Origin of the sequence: Blautia sp. AF19-13LB (assembly GCF_003479105.1) — a bacterium.
Lineage (GTDB): Bacteria > Bacillota > Clostridia > Lachnospirales > Lachnospiraceae > Fusicatenibacter > Fusicatenibacter saccharivorans.
Genome location: NZ_QUGO01000010.1, coordinates 62,282 through 84,569, shown reverse-complemented (window position 1 = coordinate 84,569; position 22,288 = coordinate 62,282). Strand labels below are relative to the sequence as shown.

Below are 22,288 nucleotides of genomic sequence, written 5' to 3'. Positions count from 1 at the left end.
ACACGCTTAGTATACCATGTTTTTCTCATAAGTAAAACTTATGATTACTTATAAAATCTGTTTTTTTATTATTTCTGTTTATCAAACGCATCAGACGTTGATTTCTGCAGTCATGCCAAGTGCCTCTTTGTTTGCCTCAAGCACCGGATTAACTACGTTCTTCAGGAATGCGTCAACCTGTACGGATGCGCGGCCTGTGTATTTGGACGGATCCATCGTCTTTTCCAGCTCTTCTTTGGTCAGATGGAACATCTCATCCGCTGCGATCAGATCCAGAAGATCATTATCGCGGCCTTCCTCTTTGACATGTTTTCCGGCGATCATGGACAGCTCGCGGATTCTCTCATGCAGCTCCTGACGGTCGCCGCCTGCTTTCACCGCATCCATCATGATATTCTCGGTTGCCATAAACGGAAGCTCTGCCATCATGTGTTTTAAGATAACCTTTGGATAAACCACAAGTCCGTCTACGACGTTCAGGCACAGATCCAGGATACCGTCGATGGCAAGGAAGCCTTCCGGAATGGAAAGTCTCTTGTTTGCAGAGTCATCGAGGGTTCTCTCAAACCACTGTACAGAAGAGGTGATGGCCGGATTTAATGCATCGGTGATCACATAACGGGACAGGGAGGCGATACGCTCGCTTCTCATCGGATTTCTCTTGTATGCCATGGCGGAAGATCCGATCTGTCCTTTCTCGAACGGCTCCTCAACTTCTTTTAAGTGCTGCAGAAGACGGATGTCGTTGGAGAATTTTGTTGCGCTTGCCGCAATGCCTGCCAGAACGTTTAATACTCTCGTATCGACTTTTCTGGAATACGTCTGTCCGGAAACAGGATAGCAGTTCTTGAAGCCCATTTTCTCAGCGATCATCGGATCGATCTTGTCGATGGTCTCCTGATCTCCGTCGAACAGCTCTAAAAAGCTTGCCTGTGTGCCTGTTGTTCCTTTGGAGCCGAGCAGCTTTAAGGTGCTCTGTACGTACTCGAGATCTTCAAGGTCCATTAAGAACTCCTGCATCCACAGGGTTGCACGTTTTCCGACGGTGGTCGGCTGTGCCGGCTGGAAGTGGGTGAAGGCAAGGGTCGGCTGGTCTTTGTAGGTATCCGCAAATTTTGCCAGCTCAGCGATAACGTTCACCAGTTTTTTCTTCACCAGCTTTAAGGCTTCGTTCATGACAATGATATCGGTATTGTCGCCTACGTAGCAGCTGGTTGCCCCCAGATGGATGATTCCTTTTGCTTTCGGACACTGTACGCCGTAGGCATACACATGGGACATTACGTCATGACGGCAGACTTTCTCTCTTTCTTTTGCCACATCGTAGTTGATGTTCTCGGCATTTGCTTTCAGTTCTTCGATCTGCTCATCTGTAATAGAAAGTCCCAGTTCTTTTTCTGTCTCAGCCAGCGCAATCCATAACTTTCTCCAGGTACGGAATTTCATATCCGGGGAGAAGATGTACTGCATCTCCTTGCTTGCATAACGTTCGGAAAGAGGGCTTACATATCTGTCAGTTCCGCTCATAGACACGATTCTCCTTTTCTTGTCAAAATGTGTATTCGGTTTCTCTTTTATCCCCGCTCTTTTTCATCCCCAAAAACAGAACGGGACGTATAAAGAGCGTGTTTGAAATACGTTTCAACCACGCTCTAGTATAACGCATGTTGTTTTTTTAGGCAAGTGCAACGTCGTTACTTCTCACGAAATTTTCCCAAAAAGCCCTGCATTCTGGCATTTTCGGAATCGAAGACTTCGTCCGGCGTTCCTTCCACGGCGATCACGCCCTGGTCCATAAAGATGACGCGGTTGGAAATCTCCCGGGCAAAATTCATCTCGTGGGTAACGATCACCATGGTCATATTCATCTCCGCAAGGGATTTGATGACCTTCAGCACCTCGCCTGTCAGCTCCGGGTCGAGCGCCGAAGTCGGCTCATCAAAAAAGAGCACCTTCGGGTTCAGCATCAACGCACGCGCAATCGCAACCCTCTGACACTGACCGCCGGAAAGCTGACACGGATACGCCTTTTCTTTTCCTGTGAGCCCCATTTTCTGCAGCAGCTCTTCTGCCTGTGCTTCCACCTCCGCACGGTTCCGTTTCTGCACATGAATCGGCGCATCGCAGAGGTTTTTCATCACATCATAATGTGGAAACAGGTGGAAGCTCTGGAATACCATTCCAAAGTTTTCCTGAATTTTCCGCAGCACGGCCGGCTTTGCATAAACGGATTTTCCATTTTGCATGGTGACTGCCTGCTCGCCAAGATACGTCAGGTCACCGCCATCCATCGTCTCCAGCATCGCTGCACACCGCAGCAACGTCGATTTTCCCGATCCCGACGGGCCGATGATCGAGAGCACCTCGCCCTCTTCTACTTTGAGGGAAATATCTTTTAACACTTCGAGATCCCCAAAGCTCTTTCTTACATGGTTCATTTCCAGATAAATCATATCGTTTTCCGCTCTCTTCTTTAGTTAATGATAATAAGAAAATTTCTTTTCCAAAAGTTCCATCACCCACGCCACGACAAAGTTGAAGATGTAGTAGAAAATACCGGCGGCGACGAACGGAACCATCGTGGTCTTGGCCGCCGCGATCTGTTTTGCGATCGTGAACATTTCCACATAGGAAATGGAAAAGGCCAGCGACGTATCCTTGACCAGCGTAATCACCTCATTGGTGATCGCCGGCAGAATCCGTTTCACAACCTGCGGCAGAATAATGCGGACAAACGTCTGTCCCTTCGAATAACCAAGAAGCTTTGCTGCCTCGTACTGTCCACGATCCATCGAAACGATGCCGGAGCGGTAGATTTCTGCAAAATAGGCGCCGTAGTTTAAGGCAAATCCGGTGATAATCGCCGGAAAGCGCCATTTTCCGATGTTCATACCGAACAGATAGAACGGTCCGAAGTAAACCACCATGAGCTGCAGCATCAGAGGCGTGCCGCGCATCAGGGAGATATAGAGCCGGAAAATTCCGCTCACAATCCGGTTTTTCGACATACGCCCGAAGGCGATCAGCAGACCGAGCGGCAGGGAAAATACGAGCGTCAGGACAAATATCGAGATCGTTCCCGCCATTCCGGTACTAAGCTGTGATAGAATTATGGACAACTTCATGCTGCTTTACTCTCCTTTTTTCTCCAGACACACCATGTCTGCGATTCCGTATTTTTCTGCGAGCTTGTCGAATGTTCCGTCGGCCAGAGCCTGCTGCAGGCCTTCGTTTACTTTATCGCAGAGCTCGGTATTTCCTTTTTTGAATCCGATCGCATATTTCTCAGAGTTCAGGTACTCGTCGAGGATTTTGTATCCTTCTCCGCGGCTTTCCAGCTGATATTTGGCAACGCCGATATCCATGGCAACCGCATCGATGGAACCTGCCTGAAGCTCTACAAACGCATTGTTGTAATCCGGGAACTGCTGCAGAGCGGCGAAAGTATCGGCGAGTTCTTTCTGACCGCCTTCTTCCTCACTCTGTAAAAGATCGAGTGCTGCGGATGCTGCCTGCACACCAACCGTCTTTCCTGCCAGATCGGACAGGCTGTTGATGCCGGAATTCTCAGATACGACCATCACCTGGCTGTTGTCCACGTACGGATCGGACCAGGTGTAATCGTCCTCTCTGCCGTTCATGGTAAAGCCGTTCCAGATGCAGTCAATCGCACCAGAATTCAGCTCGGTATCTTTCGCATCCCAGTTGATCGGGGTTTTTACCAGCTTCCAGCCGTAAATCTCGCAGACTGCCTCGGCGAGCTCCAGGTCAAATCCGGTGTAATCGCCGGTCTCATCGTCCATGTAGCCGTACGGCGGGTATTCTGCATCGAAGCCCACGGTAAAGGTTGTCGTTCCGTCTGCGGAAGAGGATGCTGCTCCTGCTGATGAGGCAGATGTTTTTGCTGTGTCTGCAAAGCCGCAGCCAGCCAGCAGGGCAGATACACAAAAGGCTGCTGTCAAAATGCTAACCATTTTCTTTTTCATAATAATCTTCTCCTTTTCTACGTGATCATGTTATCACTGTACTACGCTAAACTAATTGGTATCCTACCATACTCCGGCACCGCCTGTCAACCCGCACCGGTTAAATAATCCAGAAAACCTGTTCCAACACAAAAAAGTCTCCGAAACGGTCAGCAGATTCTGCTTTTTTCCGTCTTCGGAGACTTTGATTTTTCTATTTTGGATAACTATTTATAAACCCTTGTTACACGGCTGCTGATATCGCAGAGCATCTCGTAATCGAAACGTGCCGCCGGGTTGGCGATCTCTTCGATCGTGATGGTCTCATCCCCGTCGGTTCCGACAAGCGTTACAACGTCCTCCACCTGCACATCCGGGATGTCGGTCACGTCCACCATCATCTGATCCATACAGATTCTTCCGATGATCGGTGCTTTTTTCCCGTGGATCAGCACACAGCCCTGGTTCGAGAGAGCTCTCGGATAGCCGTCTGCATAGCCGGCTGAAACAGTTGCGATCCGTGTCATCGGTTTCTCGGTCACATACGTGGCACCGTAGCTGACGCCGATGCCCGGGCCGACTTCCTTCACATGGATGACATGGCTCTTCCATGAAAGCGCCGGGATCAGATCGAGGCGCTCTTTTTTTACCTCCTCGGATGGGTAAATGCCGTAGGTGATGATACCGGAACGCACCATCTCAAAGCGGTGATCGTCAAATTCCATGATTCCGGCGGAGTTGCAGATATGGCGAAGCGGAATCGTCACGCCGCGCTCTGCTAAAAGTGCCGTCATCTTATCATATTTTTCCATCTGCATCGAACAGTACGTCTTGTCTTCCTGATCGGCGCAGGAGAAATGCGTAAACATACCTTCCAGCTCGATGTGCGGAAGATCCGCGATTTTTGCCGCCTCATCCGCATCGTGCTCCGTCACCTGGAAGCCGATCCGCGTCATGCCGGTATCGACCGCAAGGTGTGCTTTTGCTTTCCGGTTCTGGCGTGCTGCCTCTTTTTCGAGGGCAAGTGCCTGTGCGTAGCTGTCGATCGTCTGAGTGATGTCGTATTCCACAAGGTCGCCGTACTGGGACGGGGACACGTAGCCGAGAATCAGGATCGGCGCGGAAATGCCGTTTTCTCTGAGCTCGACAGCCTCCTCGATGGTTGCGGTTGCAAAATAATCAACCTGGTTTTCCAGATAGGATGCTACTGGAACGGCACCGTGGCCGTAGGCGTTCGCTTTTACAACGCCAAGGAGTTTCACGCCCTCCGGTAGTCTTTTTTTCACTTCTCTGATGTTATGCCCGATCGCTTCGAGTGAAATCTCTGCATAACAGCGTAAGTATCTGTTCACTTTTTTCCTTCTTTCTTTCCGTACTTTTTCTGAGACGCCAAAACGTGCCTGAAAACTCTTTCGGATTATTTTCAGACACGCTCTCGTATCAGATTCCGGCTGTGCCGGTTTTTATTTGTCCGGTCTGCGGATGGCGGAATAGATATTTTTTACATTTTTCAGCACTACATGCGTTCTTGTCGCATCGACGCCCGGAAGGCTCATCACCTGGCGGTGGATTTCTTCGAGTTCGTCGGATGAGTGACAGGAAATGCGGATAATCAAATCAAAATCTCCAGTCTGATAATAGCAGGATACGATGTACTCCAGTTTCTGGATCGCATCTGCAAAACTGTCAAAGAACTTCGGATGCTCCAGGCTGACTTCCATCAGCGCGGTCATCTCATTTCCCGTTTTCTTTTCGTCTACAATAATGGTGTATTCTTTAATCACTCCGGTTTCTTCCATTTTACGGATTCTCTCGATGACTGCAGAAACCGATAAATGAATCTCTTTGCTGATATTGGAAGCCGTCTCGCGGGCATTTTTCTGCAATATCTTCAGAATCTTATAATCAATGGCATCCATGTATTTTTCCTCCCATAAGAATTGACAGGGCTCTTCTTTCCAGATTTTAGCATAAAATTTCCCTGTCACTACCTTTCTATTATATCAAATTTTTCAGATAAGTCCAGTTTTTCCCAAAACATTTTATAGAAAGATTAGAATTCCTCTTTAAATTGCACAGATGCCGGTTTTTCTATTCTTCGAAGGTTTCTGCAATATCCTGCATCAGAATGCCGATCCCGAGGTGCTGCGGACACTGTTTTTCACAGCGGTAACAGTTGATGCAGTCGTCGGCGCGTTTTTCCTGGCTTTCGTATTCTGCGCGGACGGCCTCGATGCCTTCGCTCTCCGTCCGGTTGTAGAGTTCGAACAGCAATGGGATGTTGATTTTTACCATACACGGCATGCAGCCCTGGCAGCCGGTACAGGCGACCAGATGTTCTGCTCCATTCTCCTGCATAGGGAAGTTCCCCCTTTTTCTTTGTTTTCCGTTTTTTTATTATAGTACACTTTCCTTCCCGGAACAAGACTGATATTTACGTGCTATTCACCGGACGTTCACTTGCGCCATTTGCCCTGAATTTTCACCTTTTTCAGTATTTTAAAATTTTTTTTAATTTTTTTTAAAAAAGGGGTTGACTTTTCTCCGGCTTTCCTGTAGAATACGTTTTGTCAGTGAGGCACGGCAGTCAACAAGACAGAGAAAAAAATCAGTGCCAATCATCTGCGGGTGTAGTTCAATGGTAGAACACCAGCCTTCCAAGCTGGATACGTGGGTTCGATTCCCATCACCCGCTTCATCCAAAAGGATGTATATGCGCGAGTGGCTCAGGGGTGGAGTACAACCTTGCCAAGGTTGGGGTCGCGGGTTCGAATCCCGTCTCGCGCTCTTTTTATTACCGAAATTTCTTCACAGGAATTTCGGTTTTTTGTTTTTCCAAAAACTTTTTTACCAAAGAAAGGAATTCTTATGATTCAGGACATTGCTCCGCATAAATATTATGTAGATTACCAGCCTTCTGTTCCGAACGATACGGATCTTGTTTTAATTTACGGTCATCATACAATTCTGTGCAATTTCGAAGATCCCGAGATCTGCTACCCTTCCATTGCGGAAATTGCAGCTGTTTTTCCGGAGATTAAAGAAAAGGCAAAATTTCTGTTCCGCATTGATGAGACGGACTATTATGAACTGCGCAGTCCGCAGCTTCCGGAATTTGGCATCTGGAAATACGAAAATACACTAATTCTTCGCAGCGCCGTTCCGGGATGGCTCGGGTTTGCCGGTATCACCGGTTACCAGATCCACACCTGGTACACCGACCACACCTACTGCGGCCGCTGCGGAACGAAGATGCATGCGCCTGGAAATGAACGCGCGATGCAGTGCCCTTCCTGCGGCGCGCTCTCCTATCCGGTCATCTGCCCGAGCGTCATCGTTGCCATCACCGACGGTGACCGCCTGCTGCTCACGAAGTACGCACCTTCCCACAGCAGCCACCGCCAGTACGCCCTCGTGGCCGGCTATACCGAGGTCGGTGAGACGCTGGAACAGACGGTGCACCGTGAAGTCATGGAAGAAGTCGGATTAAAGGTCAAAAATCTGAGATACTATAAGAGTCAGCCGTGGTCCTTCAGCGGCTCGCTGCTCGCCGGATTTTACTGCGATGTGGACGGCGATCCGTCCATTACCCTCGACCGCGAGGAACTCTCCGTTGCCGAATGGTTTGACCGTGCTTCCCTCCCGGAGACCCCGAACCTCATCAGCCTGACCGGCGAGATGATCGAATGCTTCCGCCTGGGGAAAGAACCGAAATAAAACTAAGAAATCACTTTGTGACTTAGTCACAGAAATTCCCGTTCCGCTGTGGTATTCTACAGACATAACAGGAAAACACTTACCGGGAATTACCCGTACAATAAAAAGGAGGACTTCTATTATGTCATTAATTCATGTTACATCCGAAAACTTTGAAAAAGCTCTGCAGGCAGCACCTGGCGTTGCCGTTGTTGATTTCTTTGCTACCTGGTGCGGACCGTGCAAAATGCTCGCCCCGGTCATCGAAGAGGCAGCTGAGGATATGCCGGAGATCCAGTTCTACAAAGTAGACGTTGACGAAGCACCGGAGCTGGCAAGATCCTTTAAAGTCATGAGCGTTCCGACCCTCGCTTTCTTCAAAAACGGCGAGCTCGTAAAGAAAAACGTCGGCGCCGTTTCCTATGAGGAGCTGGAAGAACTGATTAACTCTGTAAAATAAACAGCGTAATATTGGAAATGCAGAAAAAACGTATCGGCACAAAAACCGATACGTTTTTTCTTGCATTTCTTTCTGTTCTTTTCTATCATGGAAGAAACGGCTGCTGCCGTAGTTTACAAAAGAACGTTCTTCTTCCGAAAGGAGTTTTATTTATGTCATCTTTTCTGGAATCCTGTTTTCAGGAGCATTATCCATTTTATTCAAAGCTTACCGCCGATGAACAGCAGACACTCGTGCTCTCTTCCGTCCTGACGACGTATCAGCGCGGCGATTTTCTCTACAGCTGTGACGATGACTGTCTCGGCGTTCTGCTTGTCCTCTCCGGCAAGCTCCGCATCTTTATCCAGTCCGGCGAGCAGCGGGAAATTACCCTGTTTACCACCGGTCCCGGCGAAGTCTGCACGCTGTCTGCCTCCTGTGCGATGCAGGAAATCAGCTTTGATATTCTGATTGAGGCCGAGGAGGAGACGAAAGTTCTCATCACTCCGGCCAGCACGTTCCGCAGACTGTTGAATCAGAATATTTACGTTGAAAACTACATTTACCGGGAAACAACGGAGCATTTTTCCGAAGTCATGTGGGCGATGGGCCAGCTTCTCTTTACGCGGCTTGACCAGCGCCTTGCCGGATATCTCGAGGATGAACGCATCCGCACCGGTTCCCCGGTGCTCTCCACCACGCACGAACAGATCGCGCGGAACCTCGGCAGTGCCAGAGAGGTCGTTTCCCGCACCTTAAAGTCGTTCGAGAAAGACGGCATCGTCGCACTCTCCCGCGGCACGGTCACGATTCTCGATGTCAAAAAGCTCCGCGGCATCTGCCGGATGCGCCGATAGTTCTTCTACGTGCGCAAACATTTTCCCACAGGCTCTGCCCTGCCGCTCGAGAAAATATTTTTCAAAAGCGTTCTAACGGCACTCCATCTTAATTTCAATCTCATTTCCTTCCACGGCCACCTTCGCATAACTTCCGACGATCAGCGGCATCGCCGGATGAAGGTGTCCGATGTCGAGATCCATCACGATCGGCACGTTGTATTTTCCAAGCAGATCCGTCACGGCGCGGTACTGGTCGAGTTCCCCGAATTTCTGTCCGAACTGCAGCGGGCGGCCAATCAGAAAGCCTTTCACATATTGGAACCAGCCGGCGTGCTCCATCTGCCAGATTGCGCGGCGGATCGCAAAGACGTTCAGATCGCACGCTTCCAGAAACCAGACAAAACCGTCCTCTTTATATTTTTCCACAAAATCAACCGTTCCGTCGTACTTCGTTCCAAGAATATTGACGAGACAGTCGAGACAGCCGCCGATGAGTCGTCCCTCAAATGCACTGTCCGCATCCGGGAAGCGGCGCAGAACGCGCGGTTCTGTAATCTGGTACGGCAGATACGGATTTTCCTCGCTTCTGCCCTTCGCATCGTCTCTTTCCCATCCCTCATAGCCGCGGACGGTACGCACTTCTCCCGTCAGTACGCCAAACGCATCCGCTACGGATTTATGCCACGGCTCCATGCCGAAATCACTCGCACACGGACCGTAAACAGCCGCCGTATCGCAGATGGTCGGCAGAAGATACGTAAAATGCGTATTGTCAGAATAGCCGAGATACCATTTCGCCGGTGCCTTTCTGATCTTTTCAAAATCCACGTAATCGAGATCCTCGCACATCAGCTCTCCGCCGCCGCAGGAAATCAGACAGTCATTCTTCTCACTGACATAATATTCCGTCAGCTCTTTTCCGCACTCCTCCGGTGCCGCGCTGATTCCGATGCCGTGCTCTGCATAGCAGTTTGGCCCAAGATCCAGCTGATATCCCATCTCTTTCCATTTTTTCTGTGCATTTGCAAACGCGGACTTGTATGGCTCTGTTGTGCATCCAAACGATGGTGCCACAAAGCCGATCGTTCCGCCCTTTTTCAGATTTTCCGGAAACCTCATGTCGCATCCTCCTTTATCCTAATTCTTCTGCCTCCAGATTCTTATACTGCGTCAGCGCATCCCCGAAGATCAGCTCTCCGTCGTTCTGCGCAAAGTACAGCTCCTCTTCTTTTTCCAGTTTTGCCTTTCCGTTCGTCCCCTCGGTAATCTCCGCGCAGAGACGGTCCACCTCCGTTTTCGGAACGAGAACGCGGATTTTCACCTGATCGGTGTACTCGGATTCCAGAATCGGAATCCCCCGCTGGCCGAGCAGATACTGGATTTTACCGATGCCGTTGTAATCCGTCTCAATCAACAGCCGCACGCCGCAGATCTCGTCAATCAGAGCACTGTTTGCCAGCCCCTCCTGCACCGCCTGCGAGTACGCGCGCACCAGGCCGCCCGTTCCCAGCAGCGTACCGCCGAAATACCGCGTCACCACAACAAGCACATTGCGGAGGCCTGCTCCCTGTACCACATCGAGCATCGGCCGCCCTGCCGTGCCGGAAGGCTCCCCGTCGTCGCTGCAGCGCACCGTCTCCTGATTTTCTCCAATAATATACACAAAACAGTTATGCCGCGCATCCCAGTATTTTTTCCGCAGAGCTTCCAGGCAGGAAAGTGCCTCCTCCTCAGATTCCACCAGACGCACCGTCGCAATAAAACGTGATTTCTTCTCCACGATTTCCCCGGTTCCACCCCGGTAAACCGTCCGAAACTGATCGATCATATGTCCTTACTCCTTCATCCAAATATGTACCTATCTTACCATATCATTTCTGAAAAATCAGCATTCTTTTCAGAAATACTTTTATTCCAGCCCTTTATTTGGTATAATAAAAATAAGTATACCCTGCTTTTTGCAGGGCAGGAACACCATTGATTACTGAACTAAATCAGTTTTGCAGGAACATGACATAAGGAGGATTTTCTATATGCACTTTGGAAAAAGTCATCTGGAAGACAAACGTGAAGATCTGCGGTCCCATTACGGAAAGATTGAAAAGACGGCCGGCGTGACGGCGCTGCGCATCGCATTCTGTCTTCTTCTTGTCGTTCTCGTCTGCGGTGCCGGGCTTGTGATCGGCGCTGTCCGCGGCGTGATTGACAGTGCCCCTGATATCTCGGAGGCAAATATCATGCCGCTCGGCAACGCGTCGTTTATCTACGATGCTGACGGCAACCAGGTACAGAAGCTGACCGGGGCTCAGGGAAACCGTGTCTCGATTTCGATTGAGGAGATTCCGCTCGATATGCAGCACGCGATCGTCGCGGTTGAGGATGCCCGTTTTTATGAGCACAACGGCATCGATCCGAGCGGTATCATCCGTGCTTTCGTTGTCGGCGTCAGCCACGGCTTTCATTTTACCGAGGGCGCCAGCACGATCACACAGCAGCTCTTAAAAAACAATGTTTTCACTGACTGGATGGAAGAGACGCGGATGCAGAGCTTCAAGCGGAAGATCCAGGAACAGTACCTGGCGCTGAAGCTGGAAAAAACACTGACCGCAGAGGGTGAAAACGCCAAAGACGTTATTCTGGAAAATTATCTGAATACGATCAACTTAGGTTCCGGCTGCTACGGTGTCCAGACGGCAGCGCAGACGTATTTCGGAAAGGATGCAAAAGATCTGACGCTCTCTGAATGCGCCGTTCTTGCCGCAATTCCAAAGGCGCCGACGGCATATAATCCGAAAAACCACCCGGAGAAAAACCAGCAGCGCCGCGACAAGATCCTGAACAACATGAAAGAGCAGGGCTACATCACCGAAGAAGAATACACCATTGCCATGAACGACAATGTTTACGACCGCATCGCCATGCACACGCAGTCCCAGGCGGAGAGCGCGCCGTACTCCTACTTTATCGATGAAGTCATCACCAACCTGATCAACGATCTGATGGTACAGAAAGGCTACACCGAAGTGCAGGCAAAGAACGTTGTCTACAGCGGCGGCCTCAAAATCTATACCACACAGGATTCCTACATGCAGTCGATTCTCGATACGGAATTCCAGAATCCGGAGAACTTCCCGGCGAACACGCAGATCGGTCTCGACTGGGCGCTCACCGTAGAGCAGGCAGACGGCGAGGTACAGAACTACAGCAAAGAGATGCTGCAGCTCTACTTCCGCAACAGCGATCCGAGTTTCGATCTGCTCTTTGACTCCCAGGAGGAGGCACAGAGCTATATCGACCAGTACAAAGCCGCTATCATGCAGGAAGGCGATACGATTGTTGCCGAGCGCAGCAGCTTCACCCCGCAGCCGCAGGCGTGCATGACCGTTATGGATCAGCGCACCGGTTACGTGAAAGCCATCGTCGGCGGACGCGGCGAAAAAACAGCAAGTCTTACCTTCAACCGCGCAACCGATAATTATTCCCAGCCGGGTTCCACGTTCAAGATTCTTTCCGCGTACGGACCGGCGCTCGACCTTGGAAAGATTACACTCGCTACGGTAATTAAGGATGAGCCGTTCAACTACAGTGACGGCACACCGCTGCAGAACTCGGATCTTACCTACCATGGTGATGTTACCGTCCGCCAGGCGATCATCAATTCCATCAATATCCCGGCCGTCAAGGTACTGACCGAGCTTACGCCGAAGGTCGGCTTTGATTATCTGAAGAAGCTTGGTTTTTCCAAACTCTCCGAGGAATACGATGTGATCCAGCCGCTGGCTCTCGGCGGTATCACCTACGGTGTCAGTGATCTCGAACTGACGGCAGCCTACGCGGCAATCGCAGACGGCGGCCAGTACCGCAAGCCGGTGTTCTACACAAAGGTTACCGACAGCAAGGGAAATGTTTTAATTGACAACACAGAAAACAAGGCAACGCAGGTCTTCAAGGCAAGCACTGCCTCCCTCCTCACCAATGTCATGGAGGATGTTCTGGAAAAAGGTACCGGTGTTGCCGCCCGCCTCGACAATATGCACGCAGCCGGAAAAACCGGTACGACGAATGAGGCCAAGGATCTTGTTTTTGCAGGCTTTACACCATATTATACCGCTGCCATCTGGGCAACGTATGATACACACGCGGAGTTTCCGGAGAGCGACCGTGAATTCCACAAACGTCTCTGGGCAAAGGTCATGAATGAAATCCACGAAGGCCTTGCCGATATGGATTTCGAAACTTCCGCAACAGTACAGGAGGCAACGATCTGTACGAAGACCGGCCTGCTCGCCCGCTCAAGCTGCCCGTCCATCACCGAATACTTTGCGGTATCCGATCTGCCGACCGAGCGTTGCAGGGGCCACTACACCGCGCCGGCCTCAACACCGACGCCGACCAGAACCCCTTCTGCAGCATCAACTCCGCAGGCAACCCCGACACCGACGGAGGCACCGCAGGAAACTCCGGCTCCGCCCGAAACACCTGCCGATCCGCCTTCTAATACACCGGAGACTCCTGACACACCGGAGACTCCTGACACACCGGAGACCCCTGATGCACCGTCAGAACCGGATACCCCGGCGGAGATATCGGAAGTACAGCCGCAGTCCGAAGAGAGCGGCTCTTCCGAATAACTTTTTCAGTCAGTCTATGCACAAAAAACCGGCCCTCTGGCATATGCCAGCAGGACCGGTTTTTCTATACTTCTTTTTCCATCTGAATCAATTAGTCAATCAGCATTTTTGCTGCGCCGTAGATACCAGCATCGTTTCCAAGGGAAGCGAGTACGATCGGGGTATCTTTGCATGCGATGAATGCTGCTTCACGGTAGTATTTAGCTACGCCGTCGATCAGGATCTGGCCTGCTTTGGATACACCGCCGCCGACTACGATAACTTCCGGGTCAACAACGCATGCAAATACTGCAAGTGCTCTTCCGAGGTACTCGGAGAACTCCTGAACGATTGCTTCTGCTGCTGCATCGCCTTCTTTTAATGCATCAAAGACAGCTTTTGCACTGATGGACTCTCCTCTTTCTCTTAAAGAAGACGGAGTATCATGGGATGCCAGATATTTCTTTGCCAGACGAACGATACCGGTTGCAGATGTCATCTGCTCGAGGCATCCGTGGTTTCCGCAGTTGCAGACCGCTTCTTCTTCCGGCTCAACACATGCATGACCAACCTCGCCGCCTGCGCCGTGAGCACCTGCTACGATCTTGCCGTCCACGATGATTCCGCCGCCGACACCGGTTCCAAGGGTAACCATAACCAGGTTCTTGCTTCCCTTTCCGCCGCCTGCCCACATCTCACCGAGAGCTGCTGCGTTTGCGTCGTTTGCTGCTTTTACTGCCATTCCGCCGAGTTCGTCGGAAAGCTCTTTTACGATATTTTTATATCCCCAGTTCAGGTTGACTGCGATGGAAAGCTCACCTTTGTCATTAACCGGGCCAGGTACGTCAATGCCGACACCGGCAACATCATCTGCCGCGATACCCTTCTCAGCCATTTTTGCTTTTACGCTTTTTGCGATATCCGGCAGAATTTCGCTTCCGCCGTTTTCGGTGCGGGTCGGGATTTCCCATTTTTCCAACAGAGTTCCGTCTGTCTGGAACAGTCCGCATTTTACTGAAGTACCCCCAACATCAATTCCAAATACATAGTTTGCCATTTTCTTACTTCTCCTCTCTTTTTTTCACTAAGTTAGCCTGTACACGGCGGTACAGCTCCTGTGCGGCATTGTAGCCCATCTTCTTCTGTCTGTGGTTGACAGCAGCGGTTTCTACGATGATCGCCAGGTTACGGCCCGGACGGATCGGAAGGGAATGGCAGACAACCTTGTTTCCAAGGAACTCAATATACTCTTCTTCCAGGCCCAGACGGTCGTATTCTTTCTCTTTGTCCCACTCTTCAAGCTTGATAACAAGGTCGATAGACTGGGTATCCTTTACGCTCTCGACACCAAACAGCGTCTTGACGTCGATGATACCGATACCGCGCAGCTCGATAAAGTGACGCGTGATATCCGGTGCCGTTCCGACCAGCGTAATGTCGCTGACACGGCTGATTTCAACCACATCATCGCTGACGAGACGATGGCCTCGTTTGATCAGCTCCAGTGCAGCCTCGCTCTTTCCGATTCCGCTCTCGCCCATGATCAGAACGCCCTCGCCGAATACATCGACCAGCACGCCGTGGATGGAGATCATCGGGGCAAGCTGGACATTCAGCCAGCGGATGATTTCAGCCATGAAAACGGAAGTCGATTTGTCTACCGCAAAGGCCGGTACCTGATAACGATTGCACAGCTCCAGAATTTCCGGTCCCGGAATCATCTTCGTGGTGAAAATGACACATGGGATCTTGCGGCTTACAAACTCTTCAAACGCGCGGACGCGCTCGCTCTCTTCAAGATGCTGCAGATACGTGAACTCTACATAACCGATGATCTGCACACGCTCATTGGCAAAATGCTCATAGTAACCGGTCAGCTGCAGTGCAGGACGGTTGATATCCGGTGTGGCAATGACAAGATCTGTCATATCAACCTCTGGTGTCAGGTTGCGGAGATCCATTTTCTCCACCATTTTGGTCATTTCAATTTCTTTCATTTTCCTGTCCTCCGACTTCATTCGACGTCTTTTTAAATCCGTCTCTTCTATGATTTTAGCACAATAAAGCATCACGGGCAACCTAGAAATTTAACTATTTTGACGAATCCTCATTTTCCTCCTGTGCAGGTGCGTGAAAGAATGTGTAAACCTGCTCCGCTGCCTTTTTATTCATGCCCGGAAGTCCGGAAAGTTCTTCCACGGTTGCCGCCTTGATATCATCAATTCCCTGAAAGTGGCGCATCAGTTCTTTCCTTCTTGTCGGCCCGATGCCCGGGATGTCGTCGAGAATCGAGTGGACCTGGCCTTTGCTCCGCAGCAGGCGGTGGTATTCGATTGCAAAGCGGTGCGCCTCGTCCTGCACGCGTGTGATCAGTTTGAAGCCCTCGCTGTTCCGGTCGATCGGGATTTCCACGTTTCGGAAATACAGACCCCTCGTGCGGTGCTTGTCGTCCTTTACCATACCGCAGACCGGAATCGCAAGATCCATTTCTTCAAGCACCTCAAGCGCAATGTTAACCTGGCCGCGTCCGCCGTCCATCATGATCAGGTCCGGCAGCCGCTCGAAACCGCTGTCCTCCTGGATGCCGCGCAGAAAACGGCGGCTTAAGACCTCTTTCATACTGGCGTAATCGTTCGGTCCCTCGACGGATTTGATCTTGAATTTTCGGTAATCGGCGCGCTTTGGCTTTCCTTTCTCGTAGACGATCATTGAGCCGACCGACTGGAAACCGCTGATATTGGAGATATCGTACGCCTCGATGCGGTCGATCGACGGCAGGTTCAGCCATCTGGCGATCTCTTTTACGGCACCGACCGTCCGACCCTCTTCCCGCTTGATCCGCTCGCGGTCCTGGTCGAGAACGATCTGTGCGTTCCGCTCTGCCAGTTCCACCATTTTTTCCTTGCTGCCCTTTTTCGGCACGCGGATGCGGACCTTCTGGCCCCGTTTGCTGCTTAAATACTCTTCCATCAGCTCCTGCTCGGCAATCTCCTCGGAAATCATGATTTCCCGCGGGATGAACGGCGTGCCGGAATAGAACTGTTTCATAAACGTGAGCAGCACCTCGCTTTTCTGCTCCTCCTCGCCGATCCGCAGATAATAATGCTCCCGCCCGATCAGCTTTCCGTTCCGGATAAAGAAGACCTGCGCCACCGCATCCTCTTTGTCCATCGCAAGCGCAATGACATCTTTGTCCTCGCCGTTACTGTTCGTAATCTTCTGCCGCTCGCCGATCCTGCGCACGCTGTCGATCAGATCACGGTACTCCGCCGCCTGCTCGAACCGCATCTCCTCAGCCGCCTCCGTCATTTTTCCAGTCAGCTCTTTGATAATGTCATTGTAATTTCCATTCAGAAAACTGATCGCCTTTTTGATCTGCTCGCCGTACTCTTCTTTGGAAATGTATCCCTGGCACGGTGCCTTACACTGGTGGATGTGATAGTAAAGACACGGGCGGTCCTTGCCGATCTCCTTTGGCAGGCTCTTATTGCAGGAACGGATATCGTACAGCTTCCGCAACAGTTCGATCGTATCTTTCACAGCTCCGGCGCTCGTGTACGGGCCGAAATATTTCGCCTTGTCCTTCTTCATCTGATGGGAAAACAGAATGCGTGGAAAATCCTCGTTCACGGTCACCTTAATGTACGGGTACGCCTTGTCATCTTTCAGCATCGTATTGTATTTCGGACGGTGCTCTTTGATAAGGTTGCACTCCAGCACGAGCGCCTCCAGTTCGGAATCCGTCACAATATACTCAAAGCGGGCGATATGCGTGACCATCCGCTCAATCTTCGGCCCTTTGTTGCGGCTCGTCTGGAAATACTGGCGGACACGGTTTTTCAGCGAAATCGCCTTTCCTACGTAGATAATTGTATCGTCCGCGTCGTGCATCAGATAGACGCCGGGTTTCCCCGGCAGTTTTTTCAGTTCTTCCTGGATATCAAACGCCATATGACCCTCCTCTTTTTGGGACTGTAATGTTGAAAATGCCCAGCGTGCAGAGATCGTTTTCTCTGCTCCCGCCGGGCCTTTTCGCTTTCTTTTTATATTTCTGGATTTTCAACCGCTTCTTCCGCGTTTCCATTCCGTTTTGCAATCACCTGATGAAAAATCTCCATAAATTCTTTTCCGGTGATCGTCTCTTTCTGGATCAGGTAAGCTGCGATTTCATCCATCGCATCGCGGTTAGCTGCCAGAAGTTCTTTTGCCTGCTCATACGACTCTTTCAAGATCTTCATGACCTCGTGGTCGATTTCGGTTGCTGTGGCATCGCCGCAGTTTAAGACCATTCTTCCGTCGAGGTACTGATTCTGCTGGGTCGCAAGACCGATCAGACCGAATTTCTCCGACATACCGTACTGCGTGATCATCGCGCGGACAATCTTCGTCGCTTTCTCGATATCATTCGAAGCTCCCGTTGTCACGTTGCCAAATACGATCTCCTCTGCCGCTCTTCCGCCGAGGCACTCGACGATCATCGCCTCGAGTTCGCTCTTCGTGTTGAGGTATTTCTCCTCCTCCGGCACCTGCATGACGTAGCCGAGCGCACCCATCGTACGCGGCACAATCGTGATTTTCTGTACCGGCTCGGAATCCTTCTGCAGTGCAGTAACAAGTGCGTGGCCTACCTCGTGGTAGGAAACGATCTTTCGCTCTTCCTGGCTTAAGATGCGGTCCTTCTTCTCTTTTCCGACGAGGACAACCTCGACTGCCTCGAGAAGATCCTTCTGGGAAACGGCTTTTCTTCCGTTCTTGACCGCAAGAATCGCTGCCTCGTTGATCATATTTGCAAGATCAGAACCAACGGCTCCCGATGTCGCAAGTGCGATGCCGTCGAGATCAACCGTCTCATCGAGCGATACGTTCTTGGCGTGTACTTTCAGGATTTCCACACGGCCTTTCAGGTCCGGTCTTTCTACGATAATCCGGCGGTCAAAACGGCCTGGACGCAGCAGCGCCGGGTCAAGAACCTCCGGGCGGTTTGTGGCCGCAAGGATCAGAATACCCTTGGAGCTGTCGAATCCGTCCATCTCGGCGAGGAGCTGGTTTAACGTCTGCTCCCGCTCGTCGTTGCTGTTGTAGCTGTTGTCACGGCTCTTTCCGATCGCATCGATCTCATCGATAAAGATGATGCACGGTGCGTTTTTCTTTGCTTCCTCAAACAGGTCACGCACACGCGATGCACCGACACCGACGAACATCTCGACAAATTCCGAAGCGGACATCGAGAAAAACGGTACGTGCGCCTCACCGGCTACGGCTTTGGCAAGCAGTGTTTTTCCGGTTCCAGGAGGGCCTACAAGAAGCGCTCCTTTCGGAAGTTTTGCACCGATTGTCGTGTATTTTCCAGGGTTATGCAGGAAATCCACAACCTCCTGGAGCGATTCTTTTGCCTCGTCCTGTCCCGCAACATCGCGGAATGTCACGCCGGTTTCTTTCTGTACGTAGGCCTTTGCTCTGCTCTTTCCTACGCCCATGACTCCGCCGCCTTTGTTCATGCTGCGCATCACCCATACCATGACAGCGACAAGCATCACAACCGGCAGAATGACGGTCAGCAATGTGTAAATGATCGTTCCGGTAGAATCCGGCGGATCTTTGTGGTACGTAATGCCTTTCTCCTGTAACAGATCGACCAGTTCCTGCTCATCTCCCATCATCGTTACCTGATAGGTGATTCCCTCCGATTTCTGGTCTTTCGGCGTTACGGTCAGTGTTCCCGATTTCAAGACAACTTCCTGCACTTCATCGTTGTTTACCATGTCCAGGAATTTGCTATAGTCAAGATCCTCGGAAGTAATTCCCCCAAGGGCATTGTTCAGAAGTCCCATCACCATCAGGCTGACGAGGAGGCAGATCAGGATAATGAGTATCGTCTGTCTGTTTTTCGGTCCTCCCCCGGAGCCTTTTTCTGGTTCCCGGTTCTGATTTTTTCTATCGTCCATGCTTTTCCTCCTTGTATGTCAAACCGCCCCTCTTTTTTTACGGACACTTTAACTCTTACATTATATCGGATTCCCTCTTAATTAGCAAGCCGGACTTTGTGAAAAAAGACTGAATTTATCTATACAAAAACGGCCCGCCGACACTCTTTCAAGTATCGGCGGACCGCCAGATAACACTCACATTACATTAGTCGTTATATCCGTTCGGATTCTTCTGCTGCCAGTTCCAGGAATCGGCACACATCTCCTCGATGCCGTACTCAGCCTCCCAGCCAAGCTCCTCTTTTGCTTTGTCGCATTTGGAGTAGCAGGTTGCGATATCACCGTCACGGCGCGGTTTGATTTCGTATTTCAGCGGATGGCCGCATGCTTTCTCAAATGCGTGGATCACATCGAGTACACTGTAGCCTTTGCCGGTTCCGAGGTTGTAAATGGAAACGCCCTCGTTGTCAGCCAGTTTCTGGATGGCTTTTACATGGCCGCGTGCCAGGTCAACAACATGGATGTAATCGCGGACACCAGTTCCGTCCGGAGTATCGTAGTCATCACCGAAAACGCCGATGCACTCGAGTTTTCCGATGGCAACCTGTGCGACATACGGAAGCAGGTTGTTCGGGATGCCCTTCGGATCCTCTCCGATAAGGCCGCTCTTATGCGCTCCGATCGGGTTGAAGTAACGAAGCAGGATAACATTCCATTCCGGATCTGCGGTGTGGATGTCGGTCAGAACCTGCTCGAGCATACTTTTTGTCCAGCCGTATGGGTTGGTCGGGGTTCCCTTCGGGCACTCCTCGGTGATCGGAATCTGTGCCGGATTGCCGTATACGGTTGCAGAAGAACTGAAGATGATGTTCTTTACGCCATGGTTTCTCATCTCATCGCAGAGAATCAGGGTTCCGGTCATGTTGTTGTGATAATATTCAATCGGTTTATGTACGGACTCGCCGACTGCTTTTAAGCCTGCGAAATGGATGACAGCGTCAATTTTCTCGTTGTCGAAAATTTTCTTTACGCCTTCGCGGTCCAGCATATCGGTTTTGTAGAAGGTTACTTTCTTTCCGGTAATCTGTTCTACACGCTCGATGGCTTTCTCGCTTGCATTGTAAAGGTTGTCCATGACAACAACGTCATAGCCTGCGTTCAGCAGTTCCACACAGGTGTGGCTTCCAATATAGCCTGCACCGCCAGTAACTAAGATTTTCATTTTGGTATCCTCCATGTTTTCCTTCGCTGCTGCTTTTTTGCCGCAGCGGGTTAATTGAAGCATTTAGTTTATTCTACAACGTTTCCATGAATTTTGCAAATGCACTTCTGCCTTCCTCGGTGCACTTGTAAACGCCGGCATCCTCGAGTACGCCGACAAAGACTTTTCCGACTTCCTCTTTCAGGATATCCATCACATTTTCGCTGTTCAGCTCCGGATGGCGCGGCAGGAATTCGTCTACCCAGTCGGCATGTTTCTCCAGCTCTGCGACAGCGCGGACATCTTTTCCCTCTACAAGGCATTTGGAAAGCTCTTCCAGCTCATCTTTTAAGCGCGCCGGCAGAATCGCAAGTCCCATAACCTCAATAAGGCCGATGTTCTCTTTTTTGATGTGATGATACTGTGCATGCGGATGGTAAACACCGAGCGGGCATTCGTCCGTCGTGATGTTGTTGCGCAGTGCCAGATCGAGTTCGAACGTATCGCCCACTTTTCTTGCGATCGGTGTGATCGTGTTGTGCGGCTCTCCGTCAGTCTCGGCGAATACAAACGCATCCTCATCCGTGTAACCTCTCCAGCAGTTCAGGATATGCTCTGCCAGATTGATCAGCCGTTTCTCATCTTTGTGGCGGATCCGGATGACGGACAGCGGCCATTTGACGATGCCGGTTTCCACATCCTCGTATCCTTTGATGGTAAAATGGCGCTCGATCGGCGCTTTCGCCATTGCGAAGGTATAGTGACCGCCCTGATAATGATCGTGGCTTAAAATGGAGCCTCCCACGATCGGCAGATCCGCATTAGAACCGATGAAGTAGTGCGGAAACAGCTTGATAAAGTCAAACAGCTTCACAAAGGTCGCGCGCTCGATCTTCATCGGGTTATGCTGGAAATTGAACACGATGCAGTGCTCATTGTAATACACATATGGCGAGTACTGGAATCCCCACTCCGTCTGATTGATCGTCAGCGGAATGATGCGGTGGTTCTGGCGCGCCGGGTGGTTGACGCGTCCCGCATAGCCCACATTCTCCTTGCAGAGCAGGCATTTCGGATAACCGCTCTGTTTTGCCAGTTTTGCAGCCGCGATCGCCTTCGGGTCCTTCTCCGGTTTGGAGAGGTTGATCGAGATATCGATATCGCCGTAGGCACTCGGTACGCTCCAGCGGATATCCTTTGCGATGCGGTATCTGCGGATGTAGTTGGAATCCTGGCTCAGTTTGTAGAAGTAATCGGTTGCCTCCTGCGGGCTCTTCGCATAGAGTTCCTCAAACTTCTTTACCACCTCTCCCGGGCGCGGCATCAGGCAGTCCATCAGTTTCGTATCGAACAGATCGCGGTAAACGACGCTGTTGTGTTCGAGAAGACCGCGCTTAGCTGCATCATCAAGCAGTTCATTTAAAGTCTCTTCCAGATCCGGGGTCTCCGGAATCTGCTCCGGCTCTTCGTAATCGGAAATCTGCATGACTTCCAGAATCCGGTTTGTCGCATAGATTTTATCCAGTCCCGAAACAAGACCGGCATTTTCTCCATATTTTACCAGTTTTGCAATACTCTCGTTAATCACTGTAGCTTCCTCCCTGCTGCCGA

The 22,288-nt window shown here is 50.8% G+C and carries 19 protein-coding genes and 2 tRNA genes; 6 read left to right on the top strand and 15 right to left on the bottom strand.

What is annotated here, in order from left to right; translation table 11 throughout:
- Nucleotides 1–90: 90 nt before the first annotated feature.
- From purB to DWX32_RS11885, 7 genes are all read right to left on the bottom strand, one after another.
- Nucleotides 91–1,527: an adenylosuccinate lyase gene (gene purB / locus DWX32_RS11915; RefSeq protein ID WP_118660184.1), complete on the bottom strand. Its 1,437-nt coding sequence runs from the start codon at nt 1,525–1,527 to the stop codon at nt 91–93.
- A 167-nt stretch (nt 1,528–1,694) separates the two neighbouring features.
- Nucleotides 1,695–2,453, bottom strand: coding sequence for an amino acid ABC transporter ATP-binding protein (locus tag DWX32_RS11910; RefSeq protein ID WP_055226986.1), 759 nt, complete (start codon nt 2,451–2,453; stop codon nt 1,695–1,697).
- Between the two features lie 24 nt (nt 2,454–2,477).
- Entirely contained in the window at nt 2,478–3,125 is a 648-nt protein-coding gene (locus DWX32_RS11905; RefSeq protein ID WP_055226988.1) for an amino acid ABC transporter permease, read from the bottom strand.
- Nucleotides 3,126–3,131: 6 nt separating this feature from the next.
- Entirely contained in the window at nt 3,132–3,986 is an 855-nt protein-coding gene (locus tag DWX32_RS11900; RefSeq protein WP_118660182.1) for an amino acid ABC transporter substrate-binding protein, read from the bottom strand.
- 206 nt (nt 3,987–4,192) lie between these two features.
- Nucleotides 4,193–5,317, bottom strand: coding sequence for an alanine racemase (gene alr / locus DWX32_RS11895; protein WP_022463136.1), 1,125 nt, complete (start codon nt 5,315–5,317; stop codon nt 4,193–4,195).
- A 111-nt stretch (nt 5,318–5,428) separates the two neighbouring features.
- A complete protein-coding gene (locus DWX32_RS11890) occupies nt 5,429–5,884 on the bottom strand; it encodes an Lrp/AsnC family transcriptional regulator (protein WP_022463135.1) in 456 nt (151 codons plus the stop codon).
- Nucleotides 5,885–6,056: 172 nt separating this feature from the next.
- A complete protein-coding gene (locus DWX32_RS11885; protein ID WP_118660180.1) occupies nt 6,057–6,323 on the bottom strand; it encodes a 4Fe-4S dicluster domain-containing protein in 267 nt (88 codons plus the stop codon).
- A gap of 266 nt (nt 6,324–6,589) precedes the next feature.
- On the opposite strand from DWX32_RS11885, the gene DWX32_RS11880 reads away from it, so the two are divergent.
- The 5 genes from DWX32_RS11880 to DWX32_RS11860 all read left to right on the top strand — a co-directional run bounded on the left by DWX32_RS11880 (nt 6,590) and on the right by DWX32_RS11860 (nt 8,957).
- A tRNA-Gly gene (locus tag DWX32_RS11880) sits at nt 6,590–6,660 on the top strand.
- 20 nt (nt 6,661–6,680) lie between these two features.
- Nucleotides 6,681–6,752: transfer RNA gene (locus tag DWX32_RS11875), tRNA-Gly, on the top strand.
- An 81-nt stretch (nt 6,753–6,833) separates the two neighbouring features.
- Nucleotides 6,834–7,682 carry an NAD(+) diphosphatase gene (gene nudC, locus DWX32_RS11870; RefSeq protein ID WP_118660178.1) on the top strand — a complete coding sequence of 283 codons (849 nt, stop codon included), beginning with the start codon at nt 6,834–6,836 and terminating at the stop codon, nt 7,680–7,682.
- A 121-nt stretch (nt 7,683–7,803) separates the two neighbouring features.
- Nucleotides 7,804–8,121, top strand: coding sequence for a thioredoxin (gene trxA, locus DWX32_RS11865; RefSeq protein ID WP_117509658.1), 318 nt, complete (start codon nt 7,804–7,806; stop codon nt 8,119–8,121).
- A gap of 152 nt (nt 8,122–8,273) precedes the next feature.
- Nucleotides 8,274–8,957 (top strand): Crp/Fnr family transcriptional regulator, encoded by a 684-nt coding sequence (locus tag DWX32_RS11860; RefSeq protein WP_117509659.1) that lies wholly within the window; start codon nt 8,274–8,276, stop codon nt 8,955–8,957.
- Nucleotides 8,958–9,029: 72 nt separating this feature from the next.
- On the opposite strand, the gene DWX32_RS11855 is transcribed toward DWX32_RS11860, so the two are convergent.
- Together DWX32_RS11855 and DWX32_RS11850 are read right to left on the bottom strand one after the other, a co-directional pair.
- Nucleotides 9,030–10,058 (bottom strand): S66 family peptidase, encoded by a 1,029-nt coding sequence (locus DWX32_RS11855; RefSeq protein ID WP_117509660.1) that lies wholly within the window; start codon nt 10,056–10,058, stop codon nt 9,030–9,032.
- Nucleotides 10,059–10,071: 13 nt separating this feature from the next.
- Complete coding sequence (locus DWX32_RS11850; protein ID WP_117509661.1) at nt 10,072–10,767, bottom strand: YigZ family protein; 696 nt, start codon at nt 10,765–10,767, stop codon at nt 10,072–10,074.
- 205 nt (nt 10,768–10,972) lie between these two features.
- Between DWX32_RS11850 and DWX32_RS11845 the strand changes: the two genes are divergently transcribed.
- Nucleotides 10,973–13,570 carry a transglycosylase domain-containing protein gene (locus DWX32_RS11845; RefSeq protein WP_118660176.1) on the top strand — a complete coding sequence of 866 codons (2,598 nt, stop codon included), beginning with the start codon at nt 10,973–10,975 and terminating at the stop codon, nt 13,568–13,570.
- Nucleotides 13,571–13,661: 91 nt separating this feature from the next.
- Here the strand turns inward: DWX32_RS11845 and DWX32_RS11840 are convergent, their stop codons facing one another.
- The 6 genes from DWX32_RS11840 to galT form a co-directional block, all read right to left on the bottom strand.
- Nucleotides 13,662–14,606: an ROK family glucokinase gene (locus DWX32_RS11840; protein ID WP_117509663.1), complete on the bottom strand. Its 945-nt coding sequence runs from the start codon at nt 14,604–14,606 to the stop codon at nt 13,662–13,664.
- 4 nt (nt 14,607–14,610) lie between these two features.
- Nucleotides 14,611–15,546 carry an HPr(Ser) kinase/phosphatase gene (gene hprK / locus DWX32_RS11835; protein WP_118660174.1) on the bottom strand — a complete coding sequence of 312 codons (936 nt, stop codon included), beginning with the start codon at nt 15,544–15,546 and terminating at the stop codon, nt 14,611–14,613.
- A 94-nt stretch (nt 15,547–15,640) separates the two neighbouring features.
- Complete coding sequence (gene uvrC, locus DWX32_RS11830) at nt 15,641–17,500, bottom strand: excinuclease ABC subunit UvrC (protein ID WP_118660172.1); 1,860 nt, start codon at nt 17,498–17,500, stop codon at nt 15,641–15,643.
- A 92-nt stretch (nt 17,501–17,592) separates the two neighbouring features.
- Nucleotides 17,593–19,494, bottom strand: coding sequence for an ATP-dependent zinc metalloprotease FtsH (gene ftsH, locus DWX32_RS11825; RefSeq protein WP_118660170.1), 1,902 nt, complete (start codon nt 19,492–19,494; stop codon nt 17,593–17,595).
- 187 nt (nt 19,495–19,681) lie between these two features.
- Nucleotides 19,682–20,698 (bottom strand): UDP-glucose 4-epimerase GalE, encoded by a 1,017-nt coding sequence (gene galE / locus DWX32_RS11820; protein WP_022463123.1) that lies wholly within the window; start codon nt 20,696–20,698, stop codon nt 19,682–19,684.
- A 73-nt stretch (nt 20,699–20,771) separates the two neighbouring features.
- A complete protein-coding gene (gene galT / locus DWX32_RS11815) occupies nt 20,772–22,265 on the bottom strand; it encodes a UDP-glucose--hexose-1-phosphate uridylyltransferase (RefSeq protein ID WP_118660168.1) in 1,494 nt (497 codons plus the stop codon).
- Between the last annotated feature and the right edge of the window lie 23 nt (nt 22,266–22,288).

Excerpts from the sequence above, each read along its gene's own strand:
- purB (WP_118660184.1), bottom strand. The coding sequence starts at position 1,527 with ATGAGCGGAACTGACAGATATGTAAGCCCTCTTTCCGAACGTTATGCA.
- DWX32_RS11910 (WP_055226986.1), bottom strand. The coding sequence starts at position 2,453 with ATGATTTATCTGGAAATGAACCATGTAAGAAAGAGCTTTGGGGATCTC.
- DWX32_RS11905 (WP_055226988.1), bottom strand. The coding sequence starts at position 3,125 with ATGAAGTTGTCCATAATTCTATCACAGCTTAGTACCGGAATGGCGGGA.
- DWX32_RS11900 (WP_118660182.1), bottom strand. The coding sequence starts at position 3,986 with ATGAAAAAGAAAATGGTTAGCATTTTGACAGCAGCCTTTTGTGTATCT.
- DWX32_RS11890 (WP_022463135.1), bottom strand. The coding sequence starts at position 5,884 with ATGGATGCCATTGATTATAAGATTCTGAAGATATTGCAGAAAAATGCC.
- DWX32_RS11885 (WP_118660180.1), bottom strand. The coding sequence starts at position 6,323 with ATGCAGGAGAATGGAGCAGAACATCTGGTCGCCTGTACCGGCTGCCAG.
- nudC (WP_118660178.1), top strand. The coding sequence starts at position 6,834 with ATGATTCAGGACATTGCTCCGCATAAATATTATGTAGATTACCAGCCT.
- trxA (WP_117509658.1), top strand. The coding sequence starts at position 7,804 with ATGTCATTAATTCATGTTACATCCGAAAACTTTGAAAAAGCTCTGCAG.
- DWX32_RS11860 (WP_117509659.1), top strand. The coding sequence starts at position 8,274 with ATGTCATCTTTTCTGGAATCCTGTTTTCAGGAGCATTATCCATTTTAT.
- DWX32_RS11855 (WP_117509660.1), bottom strand. The coding sequence starts at position 10,058 with ATGAGGTTTCCGGAAAATCTGAAAAAGGGCGGAACGATCGGCTTTGTG.
- DWX32_RS11850 (WP_117509661.1), bottom strand. The coding sequence starts at position 10,767 with ATGATCGATCAGTTTCGGACGGTTTACCGGGGTGGAACCGGGGAAATC.
- DWX32_RS11845 (WP_118660176.1), top strand. The coding sequence starts at position 10,973 with ATGCACTTTGGAAAAAGTCATCTGGAAGACAAACGTGAAGATCTGCGG.
- DWX32_RS11840 (WP_117509663.1), bottom strand. The coding sequence starts at position 14,606 with ATGGCAAACTATGTATTTGGAATTGATGTTGGGGGTACTTCAGTAAAA.
- hprK (WP_118660174.1), bottom strand. The coding sequence starts at position 15,546 with ATGAAAGAAATTGAAATGACCAAAATGGTGGAGAAAATGGATCTCCGC.
- uvrC (WP_118660172.1), bottom strand. The coding sequence starts at position 17,500 with ATGGCGTTTGATATCCAGGAAGAACTGAAAAAACTGCCGGGGAAACCC.
- ftsH (WP_118660170.1), bottom strand. The coding sequence starts at position 19,494 with ATGGACGATAGAAAAAATCAGAACCGGGAACCAGAAAAAGGCTCCGGG.
- galE (WP_022463123.1), bottom strand. The coding sequence starts at position 20,698 with ATGAAAATCTTAGTTACTGGCGGTGCAGGCTATATTGGAAGCCACACC.